Source organism: Cryobacterium sp. M15, from assembly GCF_002929675.1.
Taxonomy (GTDB): domain Bacteria; phylum Actinomycetota; class Actinomycetes; order Actinomycetales; family Microbacteriaceae; genus Cryobacterium; species Cryobacterium lyxosi.
Genome location: NZ_PJJW01000040.1, coordinates 198,536 through 219,756 on the forward strand (window position 1 = coordinate 198,536; position 21,221 = coordinate 219,756).

General features: G+C 64.4%; 16 protein-coding genes and 1 tRNA gene. 15 read left to right on the forward strand and 2 right to left on the reverse strand.

Translation table 11 applies throughout. The features are described from left to right. Window positions 1–60: 60 nt before the first annotated feature. From hisG to pyk, 13 genes are all read left to right on the forward strand, one after another. The gene (hisG, locus tag CXY83_RS14135; protein ID WP_104129058.1) at window positions 61–900 is read left to right on the forward strand and encodes an ATP phosphoribosyltransferase; all 840 of its coding nucleotides are present in this window, start codon (window positions 61–63) and stop codon (window positions 898–900) included. Window positions 901–937: 37 nt separating this feature from the next. Further along, window positions 938–1,699 carry an imidazole glycerol phosphate synthase subunit HisF gene (gene hisF / locus CXY83_RS14140; RefSeq protein WP_104197952.1) on the forward strand — a complete coding sequence of 254 codons (762 nt, stop codon included), beginning with the start codon at window positions 938–940 and terminating at the stop codon, window positions 1,697–1,699. After that, window positions 1,699–2,064 (forward strand): phosphoribosyl-AMP cyclohydrolase, encoded by a 366-nt coding sequence (gene hisI, locus CXY83_RS14145; protein ID WP_104197953.1) that lies wholly within the window; start codon window positions 1,699–1,701, stop codon window positions 2,062–2,064. The genes hisF and hisI overlap by 1 nt, the downstream gene beginning before the upstream one ends. After that, window positions 2,061–3,617 carry an anthranilate synthase component I gene (locus CXY83_RS14150; protein WP_104197954.1) on the forward strand — a complete coding sequence of 519 codons (1,557 nt, stop codon included), beginning with the start codon at window positions 2,061–2,063 and terminating at the stop codon, window positions 3,615–3,617. Before hisI ends, CXY83_RS14150 begins: the two co-directional genes overlap by 4 nt. A gap of 11 nt (window positions 3,618–3,628) precedes the next feature. Beyond that, entirely contained in the window at window positions 3,629–4,276 is a 648-nt protein-coding gene (locus CXY83_RS14155) for a Trp biosynthesis-associated membrane protein (RefSeq protein ID WP_158251890.1), read from the forward strand. A 73-nt stretch (window positions 4,277–4,349) separates the two neighbouring features. Continuing rightward, entirely contained in the window at window positions 4,350–4,571 is a 222-nt protein-coding gene (locus tag CXY83_RS14160; protein WP_104129063.1) for a DUF6704 family protein, read from the forward strand. Window positions 4,572–4,590: 19 nt separating this feature from the next. Further along, entirely contained in the window at window positions 4,591–5,361 is a 771-nt protein-coding gene (gene trpC / locus CXY83_RS14165) for an indole-3-glycerol phosphate synthase TrpC (RefSeq protein WP_104197956.1), read from the forward strand. After that, window positions 5,362–6,573 (forward strand): tryptophan synthase subunit beta, encoded by a 1,212-nt coding sequence (gene trpB / locus CXY83_RS14170; protein WP_104197957.1) that lies wholly within the window; start codon window positions 5,362–5,364, stop codon window positions 6,571–6,573. Next, complete coding sequence (trpA, locus tag CXY83_RS14175) at window positions 6,570–7,403, forward strand: tryptophan synthase subunit alpha (RefSeq protein WP_104197958.1); 834 nt, start codon at window positions 6,570–6,572, stop codon at window positions 7,401–7,403. Before trpB ends, trpA begins: the two co-directional genes overlap by 4 nt. Window positions 7,404–7,468: 65 nt before the next feature. After that, window positions 7,469–8,479 carry a prolipoprotein diacylglyceryl transferase gene (gene lgt, locus CXY83_RS14180; RefSeq protein WP_104197959.1) on the forward strand — a complete coding sequence of 337 codons (1,011 nt, stop codon included), beginning with the start codon at window positions 7,469–7,471 and terminating at the stop codon, window positions 8,477–8,479. A 150-nt stretch (window positions 8,480–8,629) separates the two neighbouring features. Beyond that, window positions 8,630–13,207 (forward strand): glutamate synthase large subunit, encoded by a 4,578-nt coding sequence (gene gltB / locus CXY83_RS14185; protein ID WP_104197960.1) that lies wholly within the window; start codon window positions 8,630–8,632, stop codon window positions 13,205–13,207. Then, entirely contained in the window at window positions 13,200–14,657 is a 1,458-nt protein-coding gene (locus CXY83_RS14190) for a glutamate synthase subunit beta (protein ID WP_104197961.1), read from the forward strand. The genes gltB and CXY83_RS14190 overlap by 8 nt, the downstream gene beginning before the upstream one ends. Before the next feature lie 66 nt (window positions 14,658–14,723). Continuing rightward, complete coding sequence (pyk, locus tag CXY83_RS14195; RefSeq protein WP_104197962.1) at window positions 14,724–16,169, forward strand: pyruvate kinase; 1,446 nt, start codon at window positions 14,724–14,726, stop codon at window positions 16,167–16,169. 219 nt (window positions 16,170–16,388) lie between these two features. Here the strand turns inward: pyk and CXY83_RS14200 are convergent. After that, window positions 16,389–16,471 (reverse strand) — tRNA-Leu (locus tag CXY83_RS14200). A 38-nt stretch (window positions 16,472–16,509) separates the two neighbouring features. On the opposite strand from CXY83_RS14200, the gene CXY83_RS14205 reads away from it, so the two are divergent. After that, the gene (locus CXY83_RS14205; protein ID WP_035879545.1) at window positions 16,510–17,115 is read left to right on the forward strand and encodes an ANTAR domain-containing response regulator; all 606 of its coding nucleotides are present in this window, start codon (window positions 16,510–16,512) and stop codon (window positions 17,113–17,115) included. Between the two features lie 131 nt (window positions 17,116–17,246). Then, complete coding sequence (locus CXY83_RS14210; protein ID WP_104197963.1) at window positions 17,247–20,750, forward strand: bifunctional RecB family nuclease/DEAD/DEAH box helicase; 3,504 nt, start codon at window positions 17,247–17,249, stop codon at window positions 20,748–20,750. Here the strand turns inward: CXY83_RS14210 and CXY83_RS14215 are convergent. Then, the gene (locus tag CXY83_RS14215) at window positions 20,747–21,172 is read right to left on the reverse strand and encodes a hotdog fold thioesterase (protein ID WP_104198111.1); all 426 of its coding nucleotides are present in this window, start codon (window positions 21,170–21,172) and stop codon (window positions 20,747–20,749) included. The two genes, CXY83_RS14210 and CXY83_RS14215, sit on opposite strands and share 4 nt — an antisense overlap. Window positions 21,173–21,221 lie beyond the last annotated feature (49 nt).

A 21,221-nucleotide genomic window follows, 5' to 3' on the forward strand; every position in this document is an offset into this window, starting at 1 on the left:
GCCCGCCGCTGGCTCGAATTCACTGAATAGTCGTGTGAAAAAAACCAAGAGAGTATCCCCATGCTGAGAATTGCCGTGCCCAACAAGGGCTCGTTGTCTGAAACCGCCGCGCAGATGCTTGCTGAAGCCGGCTATACCGGCCGCCGCGACCCCCGCGACCTTGTCACCGCCGACCCCCGCAACGGCGTCGAATTTTTCTACCTTCGTCCCCGCGACATCGCCACCTACGTCGGTTCCGGCGCCCTCGACGTCGGCATCACCGGACGCGACCTGCTGCTCGACTCACACTCGAAAGCCGTGGAGATCGCCAGCCTCGACTTTGGAGACTCGACTTTTCGCTTCGCCGGGCCGGCCGGTCGCTTCACCGAGCTGACAGACCTCGACGGCCTGCGCGTCGCCACGAGCTACCCGGGTTTGGTCGAACGCTTCCTCGCCACGCACTCGGTGACCGTCGAACTGGTTGAACTCGATGGCGCGGTCGAATCGGCGGTTCAACTCGGGGTAGCGGATGCCGTCGCCGACGTCGTCTCCACCGGGACGACCCTGCGCAAAGCCGGCCTCGAAATCTTCGGACCGGTCATCCTCGAGTCCACGGCCGTTCTGATCAGTTCCACCAACGACAAGGCCGGAATCGACACCCTGCTCCGTCGTCTCCAGGGCGTGCTCGTGGCCCGCCAGTACGTGCTCCTTGACTACGACATCCCCGTTGCCCTGCTCGATGCGGCCGCAGCGCTCGCGCCCGGCATCGAATCGCCGACGGTTTCCTCCCTTCACGACCCCGAGTGGGCCGCCGTGCGGGTCATGATCGGCCGTGTCGACATGAACAACGTGATGGATGCCCTCTACGCCCTCGGGGCCCGGGCCATTCTCGTCACCACCATCCACAACGCCCGTTTATAACCCGGCCCGTTTATAACCCGGTGAGAGGAGAACTCGCATGAGTTTGAGTGTGCGCGTCATTCCCTGCCTTGACGTGGCCAACGGTCGTGTCGTCAAGGGCGTCAACTTTCAGAATCTGCGCGACGCCGGCGATCCGGTCGAACTGGCGCGGCGCTACTACGAGCAGGGTGCCGACGAACTGACCTTTCTCGACGTCACGGCCACGGTGGACAACCGCTCAACGACCTATGACGTGGTGCGCGCCACCGCTGAGCAGGTGTTCATTCCGTTGACGGTCGGCGGCGGCATCCGCAGCGTCGAAGACGTCTCCCGGCTGCAGGCGAGCGGCGCTGACAAGGTCGGCGTCAACAGCGCGGCCATCGCCCGGCCCGCCCTCATCGCTGAAATCGCCGACCGGTTCGGCGCTCAGGTTCTCGTGTTGAGCCTCGACGTGAAACGGTCCGAACGCACCGAGAGCGGTTTCGTTGTCACCACACACGGTGGTCGTACCGAGACCGACCTGGATGCCGTGGCCTGGGCCCGGCGAGCGATCGAGCTCGGTGCCGGAGAACTCCTGGTCAACTCGATCGACGCCGACGGTACCAAGACCGGTTTTGATACCGACCTGATCGCGCTCATGCGCACGAATAGTCGGGTTCCGGTGATCGCCTCCGGTGGCGCCGGGCGGGTAGAGGACTTTCCGCCGGCGATCCGAGCCGGCGCGGATGCCGTTCTCGCGGCATCTGTTTTTCACAATCGACTATTGACCATAGGCGACGTCAAGCGTGAGCTCGCCGACGCCGGAATGCTGGTGCGCTGATGACCAACGAACTGACCGATCAGCTGGACGCCGCTGTATTCAGTGACAACGGGCTGCTGCCCGCCGTCATCCAGCAGTGGGACACCCACGAAGTGCTCATGCTCGGGTGGATGAACCGGGAAGCGCTGCGCCGCACCCTCACCGAGGGACGCGTCACGTTCTGGTCGCGCAGCCGGCAGGAGTTCTGGCGTAAGGGCGACACCTCCGGCCACGCCCAGTATGTGCAATCGGCCGCCTTCGACTGCGATAGCGACACCCTGCTCGTGCAGGTCGACCAGGTTGGAGCGGCGTGTCACACCGGCACGCATACCTGCTTCGACGGCCGCGACCTGGGCGCGATTACCATGGATAGGCCGATGGAATGAGTGACGGTATCCCAGTCGCAACCGGTTCCCGTACCGCCGGTTCGACGACGCGCAATCAGTTTGACGCGTTGACCGGGGAGCACCGGGTGATCCCGGTGATCCGTGAACTATTCGCCGACGGTGAGACCCCGGTCGGTATCTATCGCAAGCTCGCCGAGGGGCTGCCGGGCAGCTTTTTGCTGGAGTCCGCCGAACAGGGCGGCATCTGGTCTCGGTTCTCGTTTGTCGGTGTCTCCTCGTTCGGTGTGCTCACCCAACAGGGCGACGACACCCGTTGGATCGACTACGGGCTCTCCGCCGAGCGTGCGCTCGGTTCCGCAGCCGATCTCGGACCGCTCGACGCTCTGGCCTACTTGTTCGAACGCTGGCAGACGCCCAGGCTGCCCGAGCACCCTCCACTCACGGGCGGACTGGTCGGCTTCATCGGCTGGGAGGCAATTCGCCAGATCGAACGCCTGCCGCACCAGCCGCCGGCCGACTACGACGTGCCAGGCCAGTCCTTCAGCTTCGTTGCCGACCTCGTTGTCCTCGACCACAAGTACGGAACCGTGCAGCTCATCGCCAACGTGCTCAACGACGGTGCCGACACCCCCGAAAAGCTCTGGGCTGACGCGAGCACACGACTGGATTCACTGCAAACCCGTCTCGCCGCGCCCGGAGAAGCCTGGCTGGCCGAGGTTGACCTGCAGGCGCCGAGCGCGCCGCTCCACCGCACCACGCGAGACGATTTTCTCGCCGCCGTCAATATCGGCAAACAGCACATCGTCGACGGCGACGTGTTTCAGGTCGTCATCTCCCAGCGTTTCGACCAGGTCTGCACCGCACACCCCATCGACGTCTACCGGGTGCTGCGCAGCCTCAACCCGAGCCCATACATGTACCTGCTCAGCCTGGAAACGCCGGGGGGCGACCCGTACTGGATCGTCGGGTCCTCGCCCGAAGCGCTCGTCAAGGTGCAAGACCAACGCGTCTTCACCCACCCGATCGCCGGCTCGAAACCCCGTGGCACCACACCGGATGCCGACGCCGACTACGCGATCGAGCTCGCCGAAGACCCGAAAGAACGTGCCGAGCACCTCATGCTCGTCGATCTCGCCCGCAACGACCTGCTCAAGGTCTGCGCGGCCGGGTCGGTCGAAGTGACCGAATTCATGCGCATCGAACGGTTCAGCCACATCATGCACCTGGTGTCCTCGGTCGAGGGCAATCTGGTTCCCGGTAAGACCGCGATCGACGTCTTCCGTGCCACGTTCCCGGCCGGCACCCTGTCGGGCGCGCCGAAACCGCGGGCGCTCGAGATCATCGACGCCCTCGAACCAGCCCAGCGTGGCGTCTACGGGGGAGTGGTGGGCTACTTCGGCTTCGCCGGCGACGCCGACCTGGCTATCGCCATCCGTACCGCCACAATCAAGGACGGCGTCGCCCGGGTGCAGGCCGGCGGCGGCGTCGTCACCGATTCCGATCCGGCCTCCGAGTATCAGGAGTCGCAGAACAAAGCGGCAGCACCCCTGCGCGCCGTCGCTATCGCCAACGCGATGCGGCGAGTGTTCTAATGAGGGAACGGATGTCTCCGCGTCGCCTCAAACTCGTGCTCATTCTCGCCATTTTGGGAGCGAGTGCCCTGGCAATGCTGGCCTGGACGCAGGTCTGGGTGCGCGCCGAAGTGGGGCTGCCCGACGCTGGCACCCAGGTGCTTCAAATCGACGGAGCCATCGCCGCGCCGGCACTGACGGCGCTGGCGCTTTCCGGGTTCGCCCTCGCCGCGGCCCTCACCATCGCGGGTCGGCTCATTCGAGTCGTGCTCGGTGCGCTCGAAGTTCTTCTCGGATTCTCGGTGTTTCTCGCCGCATACCTCGCGGTCGAGGACCCCTCCCAAGCCAGTGCCGCTGCGGTCACCGCTGCGACCGGAGTTGCCGGGCATGAGTCCATTCAGTTGAGCGTCCTCGGCACGGTGGTCACCGCGTGGCCGTTCGTCGCAATGGGCGCCGCAGTCATTATGGCGGCGACCGGTGTGACCGTCATCACGACGAGCGCACGGTGGCCCGGGCCGACCCGTAAATACCAGGGCGTGCGTTTTGAACCGGTAGCCGCTCCCGACGGATCCCTGAAAGCTGCGCCCGTGACCGTTGACGTGTCGACCGAGCCCACACCGGCGGACTCCGTCGGCGACTGGGACGATCTCAGTCGCGGCGAAGACCCGACCGCTCGCTAGGGACGCGCTGCCGCTCCGCTAGACTTGATTTGCTTGTCAACGCACACAGGCTTACGCATTCACGAGGAGAACCATGAGCATCGATCTGTCAGATCCCGGACACGGCCACTCCCCGGCGGCTTGGATCGCGGTCATCATCATGCTGGCTGCCTTCACCATCGGCACCACAGCATTCTTCTTCAACCTGGTCTGGCTCGTCTGGGCCTCATTCGGATTGCTCATTGCCGGACTCATCGTCGGCTACGTACTCGGCAAAGTCGGCTACGGCGTCAGCGCCACGTCGACCGGCCACTAGCAGTCGGCGCTGAGACCTGGTGCTCCAAGAACTTCTCGCTGGCGCGCTCTCTGACGCCGAACAGCGCCTCCTCACTCGCCCGCTGGCGAGCGTGGAGGCTGCGGCGCGCGCCCACGCGCCCGCCCTCGATGCCTTGGCGGCCCTGGCCCCCACTGACCGGGTCAAGATTCTCGCAGAAATCAAGCGGGCCAGCCCGAGCCGTGGCGCCCTGGCGTCCATCACCGATCCGGCAGCCCTGGCAGTCTCCTATGAAACCGGGGGGGCCAGTGCTATCAGCGTACTCACCGAGGGTCGCCGTTTTCACGGCTCGATGACCGACCTCGAGCAGGTGCGGGCTGCGGTGAGCATTCCCCTCCTGCGCAAGGACTTCATCGGCACGCCGTACCAGGTGTTCGAGGCCCGCGCTGCGGGCGCCGATCTGGTGTTGCTCATCGTCGCCGCCCTCGATCAAGCCACGCTGCTCTCGTTGCACGAGCTTGTCCACGAGCTCGGCATGACCGCCCTGGTCGAAACGCACAGTGGCGACGAAGTCAGTCGCGCTCTCGACATCGGAGCGAGCCTGATCGGGGTCAACGCGCGCGACCTGTCCACCTTTGAGCTCGATCCGAACCTCTTCGGCACTCTCGCCGGCACAATTCCCTCCGGCGTCATCCGTGTCGCCGAATCCGCCGTCAAGACTGCCGCCGACGTCGCGCACTACCGTGGTGCCGGCGCCGATGTCGTCCTGGTCGGCGAAGCGCTCGTCACGAGCGATCCCATCCGAACCCTCTCTGAGTTTTTGGCGGTCTAAATGTCTCTACGTACACAGCCCGGCCCCTATTTCGGTGACTTCGGCGGCAGGTTCGTGCCCGAGTCCCTCGTGGCGGCGCTCGATGAATTGACGGCGGAATACGAACTCGCCAGAAACGATCCGGCTTTCGCAGCGGCCTTGACGAAGTTGCACATTAACTACAGCGGTCGTCCCTCCATCATCACCGAGGTGCCGCGCTTCGCCGAATATGCCGGTGGCGCCCGTATCATCCTCAAGCGTGAAGACCTCAATCACACCGGTTCGCACAAGATCAACAATGCCCTCGGCCAGGCCCTGCTCACCCAGCGCATCGGCAAGACTCGTGTGATCGCTGAAACCGGGGCCGGCCAGCACGGTGTGGCCACGGCCACCGTCGCGGCCCTGTTCGGGCTGGAGTGCGTCGTCTATATGGGAGAGGTCGACACCGAACGTCAAGCTCTTAACGTCGCCCGAATGCGCCTGCTCGGCGCCGAGGTCGTTCCGGTGAAAACCGGCTCGCGCACCCTGAAGGACGCCATCAACGACGCCATGCGCGATTGGGTCAGCAACGTCGACACCACCAACTACATTTTCGGGACCGTGGCCGGACCGCATCCGTTCCCGGCCATGGTGCGTGACTTTCAGAAAATCATCGGTGAGGAGGCCCGGAAGCAGGTTCTCGATCTGACCGGGGGCCTGCCGGACGCGGTCACCGCCTGTGTCGGCGGCGGTTCTAACGCCATGGGGATCTTCGACGCCTTCCTCGACGATCCCGATGTCGCCCTGTTCGGCTATGAAGCGGCTGGCGACGGCGTCGAAACGCCCAGGCATGCGGCGACCATCACGAAGGGCCGCCCCGGTGTGCTGCACGGCGCCCGCAGCATGCTGCTGCAGGACGAAGACGGTCAAACCGTTGATTCGCACTCCATTTCGGCGGGCCTCGACTACCCAGGCGTCGGGCCGGAGCACGCCTGGCTTGCCAGCATCGGCCGGGCCACCTATCTACCGATCACCGACGACGAGGCAATGAGCGCCCTGCGGCTGCTGAGTCGCACCGAGGGCATCATTCCGGCGATCGAGTCGTCCCATGCCCTCGCCGGCACCCTCGAGCTTGGTCGCGCACTCGGCCCGGAGGCAACCATCCTGGTCAACCTCAGCGGTCGCGGCGACAAGGACATGGAAACAGCCGGTCGGTACTTCGACCTGCTCGACGAAGGCGCGGAACAGTCATGACGACCCCCATCACCAGCGGCGCTGTGAGCACGGTCGAACACACCATCGCCCGGAGGCGCTCTGAGGGCGGGGGAGCCCTCATCGGCTACCTTCCGGTTGGTTTCCCCACGCTGACCGACAGCATCGACGCTGCGGTGGCGCTCGTGGCCAACGGCGTCGACATTATCGAACTGGGCCTGCCCTACTCCGACCCGGTGATGGACGGGCCCGTCATTCAGGCGGCCACCCAACAGGCACTGGCCAACGGATTCAAGCTGCGCCACGGGTTCGAGGCGATCCGGGCCATCACCGCGCAGGTTGATGCCCCCGTTCTGGTCATGACCTACTGGAACCCCGTCCTGCAGTACGGCGTTGAACGATTCGCCGACGACCTGCGCGCCGCTGGCGGTGCCGGTCTGATCACACCAGACCTCATTCCCGACGAAGCCGACGACTGGATGACCGCAAGCGAACGCAGCGACCTCGACCGCGTCTTTTTGGCCGCACCGTCGTCGTCTGACGCACGCCTGGTGCAGGCGATCGAGGCGAGCCGCGGCTTCGTGTACACCGTCTCGACGATGGGAACTACCGGCGCTCGCGCCGGCGTGGACGCGGCCGCTCGTATTCTGGTGGAGCGCTTGCGCGCGGTCGGCTGCACCAGTGCGTGCGTCGGCCTCGGTATTTCGACCCCCGAGCACGTGCGTGAAATTCTCGGCTACGCCGACGGCGCCATTGTCGGGTCAGCCCTCGTGAAAGCACTCACCGACGGGGGAGTGCAAGCCGTCGCCCGTATGGCTCTCGACCTTGCCGCCGGCGCTAACAATATCCGCCCGGCTTCAACCCCCCAGTAAATCCAGGCGCGCTTCACACTCAATTGTTCGCGGCGATCAATTCGCCCCAGGTGACGTGAGTCACGATGAAAGGTAGTACCCCGGTGTCTTTGAATCTTCTGAGCGCGAGTATCCCGAGCCCTGAGTGGAGCTTCTTCGACCTCGGTCCGTTCCGGATCCACGCGTACGCGTTATGCATCCTCGCTGGAATCATTCTTGCGACGGTCATCACCTCACGCCGCCTCACCAAGCGCGGGGCTGAACCGGGTGTCGTACTGGACATCATTCTCTGGGCGGTCCCGCTCGGCATCGTCGGGGCGCGCATCTACCACGTACTCACCCACCCGGGGGACTACTTCTTTGAGGGCGCCGACTTGCTGCGCACCCTGTACATCTGGGAGGGCGGCAACGCCATCTTCGGATCGTTGATCGGTGGCGCCGTCGGCGCCTATATCGGCTGCCGGCTGACGGGCATCCGCTTTTGGACGTTCGCCGATGCCGTCGCGCCAGCGCTGCTCGTCGCGCAGGCCACCGGCCGGCTCGGCAACTGGTTCAACCACGAACTGTTCGGTCTGCCGACGACCCTGCCCTGGGGCCTCGAAATCGAAGCGAGCAATGTTGCCTTCCCGGTCGGGCTGCCGTCCGGCACGCTGTTCCACCCGACTTTTCTCTATGAAATCATCTGGAACCTGCTCGGTGTGGCCGTCATCCTCTACCTCGAACGCAAATTCCGTCTGCGGTTCGGTCAGACCCTGGGTGCCTACCTCATCTGGTACGGACTGGGACGTAGCTTTTTTGAGTCGATTCGCATCGACCCGAGCGAGATCTACTTCGGCATCCGAACCAACGTCTGGGCTGCCCTGGCTGCCATCGCGCTCGGTCTGGTCATCATTTTCGTGCAGCGTCACCGCCACCCGGGACTTGAGTCCAGCCCGTATGTTTCCGGGCGGGAATGGATTGCCCCTGACGCTGGGGTAGAATTCGAGGACAGCGATTCGGAACCAGAAGACAACACCACCGCGGATCAGAGCGATGATGCCGATCACCCCGAATCACCCGCGACCGCAGCCACAAGCACGAGCGCTCCGCGTCTGTAGTCTCACGTCTGCGCAATCCCAGCTGACATACCCGTATTGGCGTCCGGTTACGGGCCCGTCCCGAACAGGGCGCCGCTACGGTCTCCTGCACACTTCACCATCGGGCCAACGTCGTCCCTTACAGCCAATCATTTCGTGAGGACGGTCTCCATGGCGCAGAAACCTCTCTATTCCCGCTTTAGCAGCATGCCCGAAGCATCCGGTCTGTACGACCCGTCGGCCGAACGCGACGCGTGTGGCCTGGCCATGGTGGCGACCCTGCGGGGAACCGCCGGACACGACATCATCACCCAGGCCCTCGATGCCCTGCGCAACCTCGAGCACCGCGGCGCGGTCGGCTCCGACGCCGGAACCGGTGACGGCGCCGGCATCATCACGCAGGTACCGGATGCGTTCCTGCGCGCCGTGACCGATTTCGCGCTCCCCCCGATGGGTCAGTACGCCGTTGGTAACGTGTTCCTCCCGACCGACCCGACCGCGCGCACCAGGATCAAACGCGCGATCAGCCTGATCGCTGAGGAGGAAAGCCTCACCATCCTCGGCTGGCGCGAGGTTCCGGTGCACCCGGAAGACCTCGGCATCCAGGCCCGCGCCAATATGCCCGCCATTCAGCAGCTGTTCGTGCAGAGCACCCGCACCACCGAATCTGGCGACCCGTTTTCGGATATCGCGCTGGATCGGCAGACGTTTCGGCTGCGCAAGCGTGCCGAACGCGAACTTGAGATCTACTTCGTCTCTCTGTCCAGTCGCACCCTGGTCTACAAGGGCATGGTCACCACCCTGCAGCTCGAACCGTTCTACCCCGACCTGTCCGACGAACGCTTCGTCTCGACACTCGCCCTCGTACACTCCCGCTATTCCACAAACACGTTCCCGTCCTGGCCCCTGGCCCAGCCGTTCCGCATGATCGCCCACAACGGCGAGATCAACACGGTGCAGGGCAACCGCAACTGGATGCGTGCGCGCCAGTCCCAACTCGAATCCGAGCTGCTCGGCGACGTCGCACCACTGCTGCCGATCGTCACCCCGGGCGCAAGCGACTCGGCCTCCTTCGATGAGGTTGTCGAACTGCTCAGCCTGTCCGGTCGTTCGCTGCCACACGCCATCATGATGATGGTGCCCGAGGCGTGGGAGAACCAGACCGACCTCGACGACGAACGTCGTGACTTCTATGAATACCATTCCATGCTCATGGAGCCGTGGGACGGTCCAGCCGCGATCGTTTTCACCGATGGTTCCCTGGTAGGGGCAACGCTCGACCGCAACGGCTTGCGCCCCGGACGCTACCTCGTCACCGACGACGGCCTCGTCGTGCTCGCGAGCGAAATCGGCGTGCTCGGCATCGACCCGGCCCGCGTCGTGCGTAAGGGCCGCTTGCGCCCCGGACAGATGTTCCTGGTCGACACCAAGGCCGGCCGCATCATCGACGACCGGGAGATCAAAGCAGAACTGTCCGCGAGCGAACCGTGGGGAGACTGGCTCGAGAAGGGGCGCATCAACCTCAAGGACCTCCCGGAGCGAGAGCACATCGTGCACCCACCGGCATCCGTAGTGCGTCGTCAGCGCACCTTCGGCTACACCGAAGAGGAGGTGCGCATTCTGCTCGCCCCGATGGCCAGAACCGGCGCTGAACCGCTGGGCGCCATGGGTAGCGACACCCCCATCGCCGTGCTCAGCGACCGCCCACGCCTGATGTTCGACTACTTCACCCAACAGTTCGCGCAGGTCACCAACCCCCCGCTCGACTCGATTCGCGAAGAAGTCGTCACGAGCCTCAAGCTCGCTCTCGGGCCGGAACGCAACCTGCTCTCCGCCGGTCCGGAGCATGCCCGCCAGGTCATTTTGGATTTCCCGGTCATCGATAACGACGAACTGGCGAAGATCCAGCACATTGACCCTGTGGTCGGCAGCCGCACCACCACGACCATTCGTGGCCTCTACCGCGTCGAAGAAGGCACCGACGCGCTGTCACAGCGCCTCGCTGCCATCTGCGTTGAGGTCGACGAGGCCATAGAGGCCGGCGCGCTGTTCATCGTGTTGAGTGACCGCGACTCCAACAAAGACCTCGCACCGATCCCATCGCTGCTCATGATCGCGGCCGTGCACCACCACCTGATTCGCACCGAACACCGTATGAAGGTCGGCATCGTCGTCGAGGCCGGTGACGTGCGCGAGGTGCACCACGTGGCGTTGCTGATCGGCTACGGCGCGTCCGCCGTCAACCCGTACCTGGCAATGGAAACGTGCGAAGACCTCGTGCGCAGCGGAATCATCACCAACGTGACGCCTGAAAAGGCGGTACGCAACGTCATCAAGGCCCTCGGTAAGGGCGTGCTCAAAATCATGTCCAAGATGGGCATCTCCACCGTGTCGTCATACGCCGGCGCGCAAACCTTTGAAGCCGTTGGCCTGGCCCAGTCCTTCGTCGACCAGTACTTCACCGGAACGACGAGCAAGCTCGGCGGCGTCGACATCGACGTGATCGGCGTGGAAAACCTGGCGCGGCACGCATCCGCCTATCCGATGGATGCCGCCGTCACCGCCCACGAACGCCTCGCGACCGGCGGCGAATACCAGTGGCGCAGGGACGGCGCCCCGCACCTGTTCAACCCGGAGACCATTTTCCGGCTGCAGCACGCCACCCGCACCCGGCGCTACGACATCTTCCGCGAATACACGAAGATGGTCGACGATCAGGCCGAATCCCTGATGACGCTGCGGGGCATGTTCACGATCAGCCCCGGCCAGCGCCCCCCGGTACCCCTTGACGAGGTCGAATCGGTCTCCCAGATCGTCAAACGGTTCTCCACCGGCGCGATGAGCTACGGCTCCATTTCGCAGGAAGCGCACGAGACCCTCGCGATTGCAATGAACCGCCTGGGCGGTAAGTCCAACACCGGCGAAGGCGGCGAAGACCTCGACCGTCTACTCGACCCGACCCGGCGTAGCGCTGTGAAGCAGGTTGCGTCCGGTCGATTCGGTGTCACGAGCATGTACCTGACCCACGCCGATGACATCCAGATCAAACTTGCCCAGGGTGCCAAGCCCGGTGAGGGCGGTCAGCTGCCGCCCACCAAGGTGTACCCGTGGATCGCTCGCACCAGGCACGCCACGGCCGGCGTCGGCCTCATCTCGCCGCCACCGCACCACGATATCTACTCGATCGAAGACCTCAAGCAGCTCATCTTCGACCTGAAACGGGCCAACCCGAAGGCCCGCATTCACACCAAACTGGTCAGCCAGTCCGGTATCGGAGCCGTTGCGGCCGGTGTCGCCAAGGCCCTCTCCGACGTGATCTTGATCAGTGGGCACGACGGCGGAACGGGCGCCAGCCCGGTCAACTCGCTCAAGCACGCCGGTACGCCGTGGGAACTCGGCCTCGCCGAGACCCAGCAGACGCTCATGCTCAACGGCATGCGTGACCGCGTCGTCGTGCAGGTAGACGGCCAGCTGAAGACCGGGCGTGACGTGCTCGTCGGTGCCCTGCTCGGCGCCGAGGAATTTGGTTTCGCCACCGCGCCGCTCGTCGTCTCGGGCTGCATCATGATGCGCGTCTGTCACCTCGACACCTGCCCGGTCGGCGTCGCCACGCAGAACCCGGAGTTGCGCAAACGCTTCAACGGTCAGGCTGACCACGTCGTGAACTTCTTCGAGTTCATCGCCCAGGAGGTGCGTGAGTACCTCGCCGAGCTGGGATTCCGCAGTCTGGACGAAGCCATCGGTCACCGTGAGGTGCTGAACGTCAACCGTGCCCTGACCCACTGGAAGGCGCAGGGGCTGGACCTCTCACCCATTCTGAGCGGCCCGGACTTTTCCGAGAGCGAACCGCGCAAGTGGGCCCGCTCCCAGGAGCACGAACTCGACAAGCACTTCGACAACGAACTGATTCGCCGGAGCCAGAACGTGCTCGAGCATGGCGGCACGATCAGCATCGACCTGCCGATCCGTAACACCGAGCGCGCCGTCGGAACCATGCTCGGCAACCAGGTCACCCTGCGGCATGGCGAAAACGGCCTGCCGGCCGGCTCCATCGAGGTCACCCTCACCGGGTCCGCTGGGCAATCATTCGGAGCGTTCCTGCCGAGCGGCATCACCCTGCGGCTCGAAGGGGATTCCAACGACTATGTCGGCAAGGGCCTGTCGGGCGGGCAGATCGTCGTGCGCCCCGATCGGGCCAGCCAATTTCCCGCCGAAGACAACGTCATCGCCGGAAACGTCATCGGTTACGGGGCTACCCAGGGCAGTATGTTCATTCGCGGCATCGTCGGCGAACGATTCCTGGTGCGTAACTCCGGCGCGATCGCCGTCGTGGAGGGTGTGGGCGACCACGCCCTCGAGTACATGACCGGGGGTCTCGCGGTCATCCTCGGCGAGACCGGACGCAACCTCGGAGCTGGGATGAGCGGCGGCACGGCCTACGTCTACGGGCTTACCGCCGAACGGGTCAACCGTGATGCGTTGACCTCGGGGGAGTTGCGCCTGCTGGCACTCGAAAGTGTCGACCGTGAGATCGTGCGCGACCTGCTCGAACAGCATCGGGACCAAACCGACTCCGAGCTGGCCAAGCGGATGCTCGACAACCTGGAAGAAACCATGGATACATTTGTCAAGGTGCTGCCGCGCGACTACGCGGCCGTACTGGAGACCAGACAGACGGCGCTCGATGAGGGACTCGATCCCGACGGACTCGTTGTCTGGAATCGAATTCTGGAGGTAACCAATGGCTGATCCGAAGGGATTTCTGAAGACCACGGAACGTGAGCTGCCAGCTCGTCGGCCGGTGGCCATCCGCTTGATGGACTGGAAAGAGGTCTACGAGCAGGGTGATAGTGCCGTGCTCAAACGGCAGGCCGGCCGCTGCATGGACTGCGGTGTGCCGTTCTGCCACCAGGGTTGCCCGCTCGGCAACCTCATTCCCGAGTGGAACGACCTGGTCTGGCGCGACGAGGGTCGAGCCGCCATCGAACGCCTGCACGCGACGAACAACTTTCCCGAATTCACCGGTCGCCTCTGCCCGGCGCCGTGTGAATCGTCGTGCGTGCTCGGCATCAACCAGCCGGCCGTGACCATCAAGCAGGTCGAGGTGTCGATTATCGACCAGGCCTTCGCGAAGGGCTGGGTGCAGCCGCAGCCGCCCGGCCGCCTGACCGGTAAGACCGTCGCGGTCGTCGGCTCCGGCCCGGCCGGGCTGGCCGCAGCCCAGCAACTCACCCGCGCCGGTCACACCGTCGCCGTGTTCGAACGCGACGATCGCATTGGCGGGCTGCTGCGCTACGGCATTCCGGACTTCAAAATGGAGAAGAAGCACCTCGAACTGCGCCTCGCCCAGATGACCGCCGAGGGCACTCGGTTTCGCGCGAACGTCAACATCGGTGTGGACATCAGCTGGGACGACCTGCGGGCCCGCTATGACGCTGTCGTGGTAGCGACCGGGGCGATGGTTCCCCGCGATCTGCCCATTCCGGGGCGCGATCTGCCCGGAGTGCACTTCGCCATGGAATTCCTGGTTCAGCAGAACAAGATCGGTGCCGGTGGAAGCATCGAAGCGTTGATCACCGCCGAGGGTAAGCACGTCGTCGTGCTCGGCGGTGGTGACACCGGTGCCGACTGCATCGGGACCGCGCATCGCCAGCTGGCAGCATCCGTCACCAACCTGGCGATCGGCAAGCAGCCGGGCACTACCCGCCCGGAAAGCCAGCCCTGGCCGATATCGCCGACCCTGTTCGAGGTGTCCAGCGCTCACGAAGAGGGCGGCACCCGCCAGTACCTCGCGTCAACGGTCGAATTTCTCTCCAACGAATTCGGCGAGGTGCGAGCCATTCGCATCGCCGAGACCGAGTACCTTGACGGACGCCGCGTGCCCAAGGCCGGTTCGGAACGAGAGATTCCGGCCGACCTGGTGTTGCTCGCCATGGGATTCACCGGTCCGGAACAAAGCGACCTCAGCCACCAGCTGAAGGTTCCCTTCGATGGGCGCGGCAACGTTGAGCGTGACGGCAACTACCAGACCAGCCAGGAGGGTGTCTTCGTCGCCGGTGACGCCGGTCGTGGCCAGTCGCTGATCGTCTGGGCCATTGCTGAGGGTCGCGCCGCCGCCGCTGCGGTCGATGAGTTTCTGGAAGGGCAGACGCAACTGCCGTCTCCCGTCAAGCCCACAGATCGCTCGTTTGCCCTCTAATTCACCAGCCTTCCTGCACCACGTTCACATGCGCTTGAAGAGCGCGGAAATCGGAGATTCACCAGAATGAGACGCGCAAAAATCGTCGCCACCCTTGGGCCGGCAGCTGCCAGTTACGAGCAGATCAGGGCTCTCATCGATGCGGGGGTCGACGTATGTCGAATGAACCTGAGCCACGGCAACTACCAGGTGCACGAGAGCGTCTATGCCAATGTGCGCAAGGCCGCCAACGATTCCGGTCGTGCCATCGCCGTCATGGTCGACCTGCAGGGTCCGAAGATTCGTCTGGGTAAATTCGAAGGCGGCCCGTACGACCTCGCCGTCGGCGACATCTTCAAGATCACCACCGAAGACGTACTCGGCACGAGAGAACTCTCCGGCACGACCTTCAAAGGACTGCCGCACGACGTGAACCCCGGCGATTTTCTGCTCATCGACGATGGCAAGGTCAAGGTGCAGGTCGTTGAAACGGATGGCGTCGTCGTCACGACCAGGGTGATCGTCGCCGGCCCGGTCTCCAATAACAAAGGCATCAACCTGCCCGGCGTCGCCGTCAACGTTCCCGCCCTGTCGGAGAAGGACGAAGCAGACCTGCGCTGGGGCCTGCGTCTCGGAGCCGACCTCATCGCGCTGTCGTTCGTGCGCAGCGCCGATGACATCACCCGCGTGCACGAGATCATGGCCGAAGAAGGTCGCCGCGTTCCGGTGATCGCCAAGATCGAGAAGCCGCAGGCCGTCGACAACCTCGAAGAGATCGTTCACGCCTTCGACGCGATCATGGTCGCCCGAGGTGACCTCGGCGTCGAGCTGCCGCTCGAGGCCGTGCCGATTGTACAAAAGCAGGCCGTGGAAATCGCTCGCCGCATGGCCAAGCCGGTCATCGTGGCCACGCAGATGCTCGAATCCATGATTTTGAGTCCGGTACCCACCCGGGCGGAAACCAGCGACGTCGCCAACGCCGTGCTCGACGGCGCGGATGCCGTCATGCTCAGCGGTGAGACCAGCGTCGGAGCATACCCCGTTGTCACGGTGCAGACCATGGCCCGCATAGTGGAGTCCACCGAGGTGCACGGACTCGAGCGCATCGGCAAGCTGACCAATAAGCCGCGCACGCAGGGCGGTGCCATCACCCTGGCCGCCATCGAGGTCGCCGAGTTCGTCGACGCAAAGTTCCTCTGTATTTTCACCGAGTCGGGAGACTCTGCCCGACGCATGTCGCGTCTGCGGTCGAAAATCCCGATGCTGGCCTTCACCCCTGAGGCGGGCATCCGTCGTCGTCTGGCCCTCACCTGGGGCATTCAGACCTACCTGGTGGACCCGGTCACGCACACCGACGCAATGTTCGGTCAGGTGGATGACATCCTCATCGGTCAGGGACTCGCGCAAATCGGTGACAAGGTCGTCGTCATCTCTGGTTCCCCTCCCGGAATCGTCGGTTCGACCAATGACATTCGCGTGCACCGCGTGGGCGACGCCCATAACGAGGTCGCGCCGGCGTACGTCAAGAAATAGCGTGTAGCGCGATCAGCCTCGCTCTGTGATTTTTACGGAGCGAGGCTTTTTGTCGTTATCGACGACTCATTTCTGGTGCCGCCAGTGCGCTCGCTTTCGCCGAGACGAACTGGTCTACCTCGGCGACCGTGTAAAAAACCTCACCTGCACATCAGTGCCGGTGAGGCCAAGCAGCGTCAGAAACTGCATTTGATCTGGTCATTTACTGGTGAAAAATTGTACCGGTGGTGGGACTCGAACCCACACGTCCTTGCGAACAAAGCATTTTGAGTGCTCCGCGTCTGCCATTCCGCCACACCGGCTAACAACTACTCGTTCAGAATACCGTAGGCTTTTGCACGTGACCGACCAAGACAGCACCCCCACCCCTCCGCGCCGCGTTGTCGTCGCTGAGGATGAATCCCTCATCCGCCTCGACATCGTCGAGATTCTGCGCGACAACGGCTTTGAAGTCGTCGGCGAAGCCGGTGACGGAGAAACTGCGGTCGCCTTGGCACGGGAACTCCGCCCCGACCTGGTCATCATGGACGTCAAGATGCCCCAACTGGATGGCATCAGCGCAGCTGAACGCCTCTCCAAGGAGCACATTGCACCGGTCGTGCTGCTGACAGCGTTCAGTCAGAAAGAACTGGTCGAACGCGCCACCGAAGCCGGCGCCCTCGCTTATGTTGTCAAGCCCTTCACCCCGAACGACCTGCTGCCTGCAATCGAGATCGCCCTCTCGCGCTACAGCCAGATCATCACCCTCGAGGCTGAGGTCGCCGACCTGGTCGAGCGGTTCGAGACCCGTAAGCTCGTCGACCGGGCCAAGGGCCTGCTCAACGAGAAAATGGGCCTGACCGAGCCGGAAGCCTTCCGCTGGATCCAGAAAGCCTCGATGGACCGGCGCCTCACCATGCACGACGTGTCGCAGGCGATCATCGAACAGCTCAGCGCCAAGAAGTAGTCGTGGTTTAAAAGCAGAACGGCCCGGCAGGTTCTGCCGGGCCGTTCTACTGTCTGTCGGTCCAGCCCAGGGCCCGGTGGACGGTGTGTCAGTGCTGCCCGCTACGCTCGAAATTGACGAAGGGCGGTCGCATGTTCCTACTGGATGGCCAGGTGGTGACCAGTGCGAGTGACCTGAGCGCTGCATCCGTCTGCGAGTTTGCGTTTCTGCGCCGTATCGACGCGAAACTCGGCCGCATTGACGGGGTTCCTGAACCGGTCGACGCCATGCACAAACGCACGTCCCGGCTCGGCGACGAGCACGAACATCGGGTGCTCGAACGCTACCGGCAGGACTATTCGGTCGTGGAGATCGCCCGGCCAGAGCGGATATCGCGCCCAGCCCTCGAGACAGCAGCCGAGAACACGCGGCTGGCCTTCGCGGAGCACACCGACGTTATTTTTCAGGCCACCTTCTTCGATTCCGATTATGGCCTGACCAACATAGCCGACCCCATCGTCTTCCTCGGATTCGCCGACTTCATCGTGCGGCAGAGTGATCACACCTGGTTGGTACAAGACACGAAACTTGCCCGGCACGCCCGGGTGACCGCCCTGCTGCAACTGGCCGCATACGCCGAACAACTCGAACGCATTGGGGTTGACCCGGCTGAGACCGTCGAGCTGTTGCTCGGCGATGGCTCCGTCAGCGTGCACCAGCTGGAAGACATTCGCCCGGTATACCGCAAGCGCAAACAGCGTCTCGTGCAGATCATCACGGAACGCCTCGGCGACAGTGCCTTCGTCAGGTGGGGTGACCCGCGCTACACCGTCTGTGGGCGCTGTGTCACTTGTGAACTAGAGGTGCAGAAGCACCGCGACCTGCTTCTCGTAGCCGGTCTGCGGCTGACCCAGCGCGCCCGGCTTGCGGCCGCCGGCCTCTGCACCATCGATGAACTCGCTGCATCCGGTGGCGCTATCGACGGCATGGCCGATTCCACGCTCGCCGCCCTGCGCACACAGGCGCGGCTCCAGCTTCAGGCGGTCGCGGGGACAGCGCCGCCGGTAGATCTGTGCAATCCGGGGGCGCTGGCGGTGCTGCCCGAGCCAAATCCCGGCGATATCTTCTTCGACTTCGAGGGTGACCCGCTGTACACAGAAGACACTGCGACCGAGGGTGCGACCACGCAGTGGGGCCTGGACTACCTGTTCGGTCTGGTCGACGTCGATGAATCCTTTCGCGCCTTCTGGGCGCACACCTGGGCCGAGGAGAAGCAGGCACTCACGGACTTTCTGGCGTACCTGGTCGAGCGTCGCGCTCGATACCCGGGCATGCACGTCTACCATTACGCCGCGTACGAGCGCACTCATCTGCTCAGCCTCGCTGCCCGGCATGGCGTCGGCGAAGATCAGGTCGACTCGCTGCTGCGTGAGAACGTGCTGGTCGACCTCTATCCGCTCGTGTGCAAGAGCATGCGTGTCGGGTCCCGCTCCTACTCAATAAAGAAGCTCGAGCCGCTCTACATGGGCTCCGAACTGCGCGGCGGCGAGGTCACTAACGCAGCGGAGTCCATCACCGAATATGCCGGCGCTCGAGACCTGCACGCGCACGGCGACACGGCCGAAGCGCAGCGCATGCTGGAATCCATCGCCGACTACAACCGCTACGACTGTGTGTCAACGTTGCGGCTGCGTGACTGGCTGCTCGCGCTCGCGCGTGGGGCGGGCATCCGTTCAGTCGGCACCCAGCCCGAAGCGGATGCCGACACGCTCGAGCCGTCGCCGGTGCGCGACGCCCTGCTCGCCATCGCGGCCACGGCTGGCCGCACGTCGCGCACCGCAGACCAGGCAGCGGCAGCCTTCGCCGCCGCCGCGATCGACTACCACCGCCGGGAGCAGAAGAGTTTCTGGTGGGGACACTATTCTCGGCTCGAATACCCCATCGACGACTGGCAAGACACCCGCGACGTGCTCGTAGTCGACCGCGTCGACGTGGACCGTGACTGGTTTCGCGAGGGCCAGCAGCGCGTCGATCGTCGCCACCTATGGCTTCGAGGGCGTCTGGCACCGGGCAGCAGCATCAAACCGGGCGACCAGGCCGGGCCATACCTGCTCTACGAATACCCCGGGCCTTTCACCAACCCCGACACATCGGAGGGCGCTCGCACCCACCGCGCCGTAAAAGTGCTCGCGGTCGACGACGACGGCGCAATCCTGGTCGAAGAGACCCTGCTGAAAGATGTCGCCCGCTACGACCACCGACCGAGCGCACTCGCACCGGCCGCACCACCCCGACCGTTACAGCAGAAGCCCGCCATCGATGAGTGGGCTCAAGCGATCGTTGACGCCCAGCCGGACTGGCCGCGCGACCCTATGGTCGATATTTTGCGCCGCACCCCGCCGCGCACCCATACCGGACACCTGGCGGCCGTCACGGTCGACGGAGAGACCATAGACGCTGTCCTGACAAGTCTGCGTGACCTCGACAGGTCGTATCTTGCGATCCAGGGGCCACCCGGCACCGGCAAAACCCACCTCGGCGCCCACGTCATCACGGCGCTCGTGCAGCAGCACGGCTGGAAGATTGGCGTCGTCGCCCAATCCCACGCAGTCGTTGAGAATCTGCTCGGCGCCATCGTCACGGCCGGGCTCGACCCTGCGCTGGTCGGAAAGGTAGCCAAAACCGGGGCTGACCGGGCACAGGCCGTGTACACGGTGCTGCCCAAAGACGGCCAGCTGCTCTTCGCACTCGACCACGCCAACTCCGGATTCGTCATCGGCGGCACTGCCTGGGACTTCAGCAATCCTGCTCGTGTGCCGCGGCACAGCCTGGACCTGCTCGTCGTCGACGAGGCGGGCCAGTTTTCGCTCGCCTCGACCATCGCGGCGAGCGTCGGCGCGAAGAACCTGTTATTGCTGGGTGACCCGCAGCAACTGCCGCAGGTGAGCCAGGGCATGCACCCCGAGCCGATAGACCAGTCAGCGCTCGGCTGGGTCGCGGCCGGCCACGACGTGCTGTCAGGGACGCGAGGCTATTTTCTGGCCGAGAGTCGCCGCATGCATCCGGCGGTGACAGCCCCGGTCTCCCGCCTCTCCTACGGCGGACTCCTGCGCGCCAATCCGATCACCTCGACCCGGTTCCTCGCCGGTGTCACGCCTGGGCTGCACGCTGTTCCGGTGGTGCACACCGGCAATGCCATTTCATCGGCTGAAGAAGCGGAAGCCGTCGTGGCACTCGTGCATAATGTCCTCGGCCGCCTCTGGACCGACCCGACCGACTGCCGCACCGAGGACCCACTCAGCGAAGCCGACGTGATCGTCGTAACCCCCTACAATGCCCAGCTGGCGCTCGTACACGCGGCACTGGCTGCTGCCGGCTACTCCAACGTGAGAGTGGGCACGGTCGATAAGTTCCAGGGTCAGGAGGCGGCCGTCGCGATCGTCACACTCGCCGCCAGCTCGGCCGACGACGTACCGCGCGGCCTGGCGTTCCTCATTATGAAGAACCGCCTCAACGTCGCCATCTCGCGAGCCAAATGGGCCGCGTACCTGATCTACTCACCTGCCCTGACCGCATACCTGCCGGTAACGTCCGCCGGCCTCGCCGAACTCAGCGCGTTCATCAGCCTGGTGGAGCCAGACCCGGCCGAGATCTAGGCTTGCGGCGGCAAGTCCTTGATGATGTTCGTGATGCGAATCGTCGAGCAGCGCCGGCCGGCATCATCGGTGACGACGATCTCGTGGGTGGTGAGCGTGCGGCCAAGATGAATCGGGGTACAGACCCCCGTGACGTAGCCGGACGTTGCCGAGCGATTGTGCGAGGCGTTGATTTCGATACCGACTGCGAGTTTTCCCGGTCCGGCATGCAGATTCGCGGCCATCGAGCCGAGCGACTCACCGAGCACGACATAGGCGCCGCCGTGCATGAGCATGGCCGGCTGCGTGTTCCCCGCCACGGGCATCCGTGCCACGGCCCGGTCAATGGTGAACTCGGTGAACTCCAGCCCCATCTTGTCGGCGAGATCTCCGCAGCCACGCTGCTGAACCCAGGCGAGTGCGTCGTCAGTCGTATTGAACATGATCACCTTTGGTCGGGGAGCCTTGTCGGGGAGACACTTGTAGGCTAGG

Excerpts from the sequence above, each read along its gene's own strand:
- trpB (WP_104197957.1), top strand. The coding sequence starts at position 5,362 with ATGTCTCTACGTACACAGCCCGGCCCCTATTTCGGTGACTTCGGCGGC.
- hisF (WP_104197952.1), top strand. The coding sequence starts at position 938 with ATGAGTTTGAGTGTGCGCGTCATTCCCTGCCTTGACGTGGCCAACGGT.
- hisG (WP_104129058.1), top strand. The coding sequence starts at position 61 with ATGCTGAGAATTGCCGTGCCCAACAAGGGCTCGTTGTCTGAAACCGCC.
- lgt (WP_104197959.1), top strand. The coding sequence starts at position 7,469 with ATGAAAGGTAGTACCCCGGTGTCTTTGAATCTTCTGAGCGCGAGTATC.
- CXY83_RS14215 (WP_104198111.1), bottom strand. The coding sequence starts at position 21,172 with ATGTTCAATACGACTGACGACGCACTCGCCTGGGTTCAGCAGCGTGGC.
- CXY83_RS14190 (WP_104197961.1), top strand. The coding sequence starts at position 13,200 with ATGGCTGATCCGAAGGGATTTCTGAAGACCACGGAACGTGAGCTGCCA.
- hisI (WP_104197953.1), top strand. The coding sequence starts at position 1,699 with ATGACCAACGAACTGACCGATCAGCTGGACGCCGCTGTATTCAGTGAC.
- trpA (WP_104197958.1), top strand. The coding sequence starts at position 6,570 with ATGACGACCCCCATCACCAGCGGCGCTGTGAGCACGGTCGAACACACC.
- pyk (WP_104197962.1), top strand. The coding sequence starts at position 14,724 with ATGAGACGCGCAAAAATCGTCGCCACCCTTGGGCCGGCAGCTGCCAGT.
- CXY83_RS14160 (WP_104129063.1), top strand. The coding sequence starts at position 4,350 with ATGAGCATCGATCTGTCAGATCCCGGACACGGCCACTCCCCGGCGGCT.
- CXY83_RS14155 (WP_158251890.1), top strand. The coding sequence starts at position 3,629 with ATGTCTCCGCGTCGCCTCAAACTCGTGCTCATTCTCGCCATTTTGGGA.
- CXY83_RS14210 (WP_104197963.1), top strand. The coding sequence starts at position 17,247 with ATGTTCCTACTGGATGGCCAGGTGGTGACCAGTGCGAGTGACCTGAGC.
- CXY83_RS14150 (WP_104197954.1), top strand. The coding sequence starts at position 2,061 with ATGAGTGACGGTATCCCAGTCGCAACCGGTTCCCGTACCGCCGGTTCG.
- gltB (WP_104197960.1), top strand. The coding sequence starts at position 8,630 with ATGGCGCAGAAACCTCTCTATTCCCGCTTTAGCAGCATGCCCGAAGCA.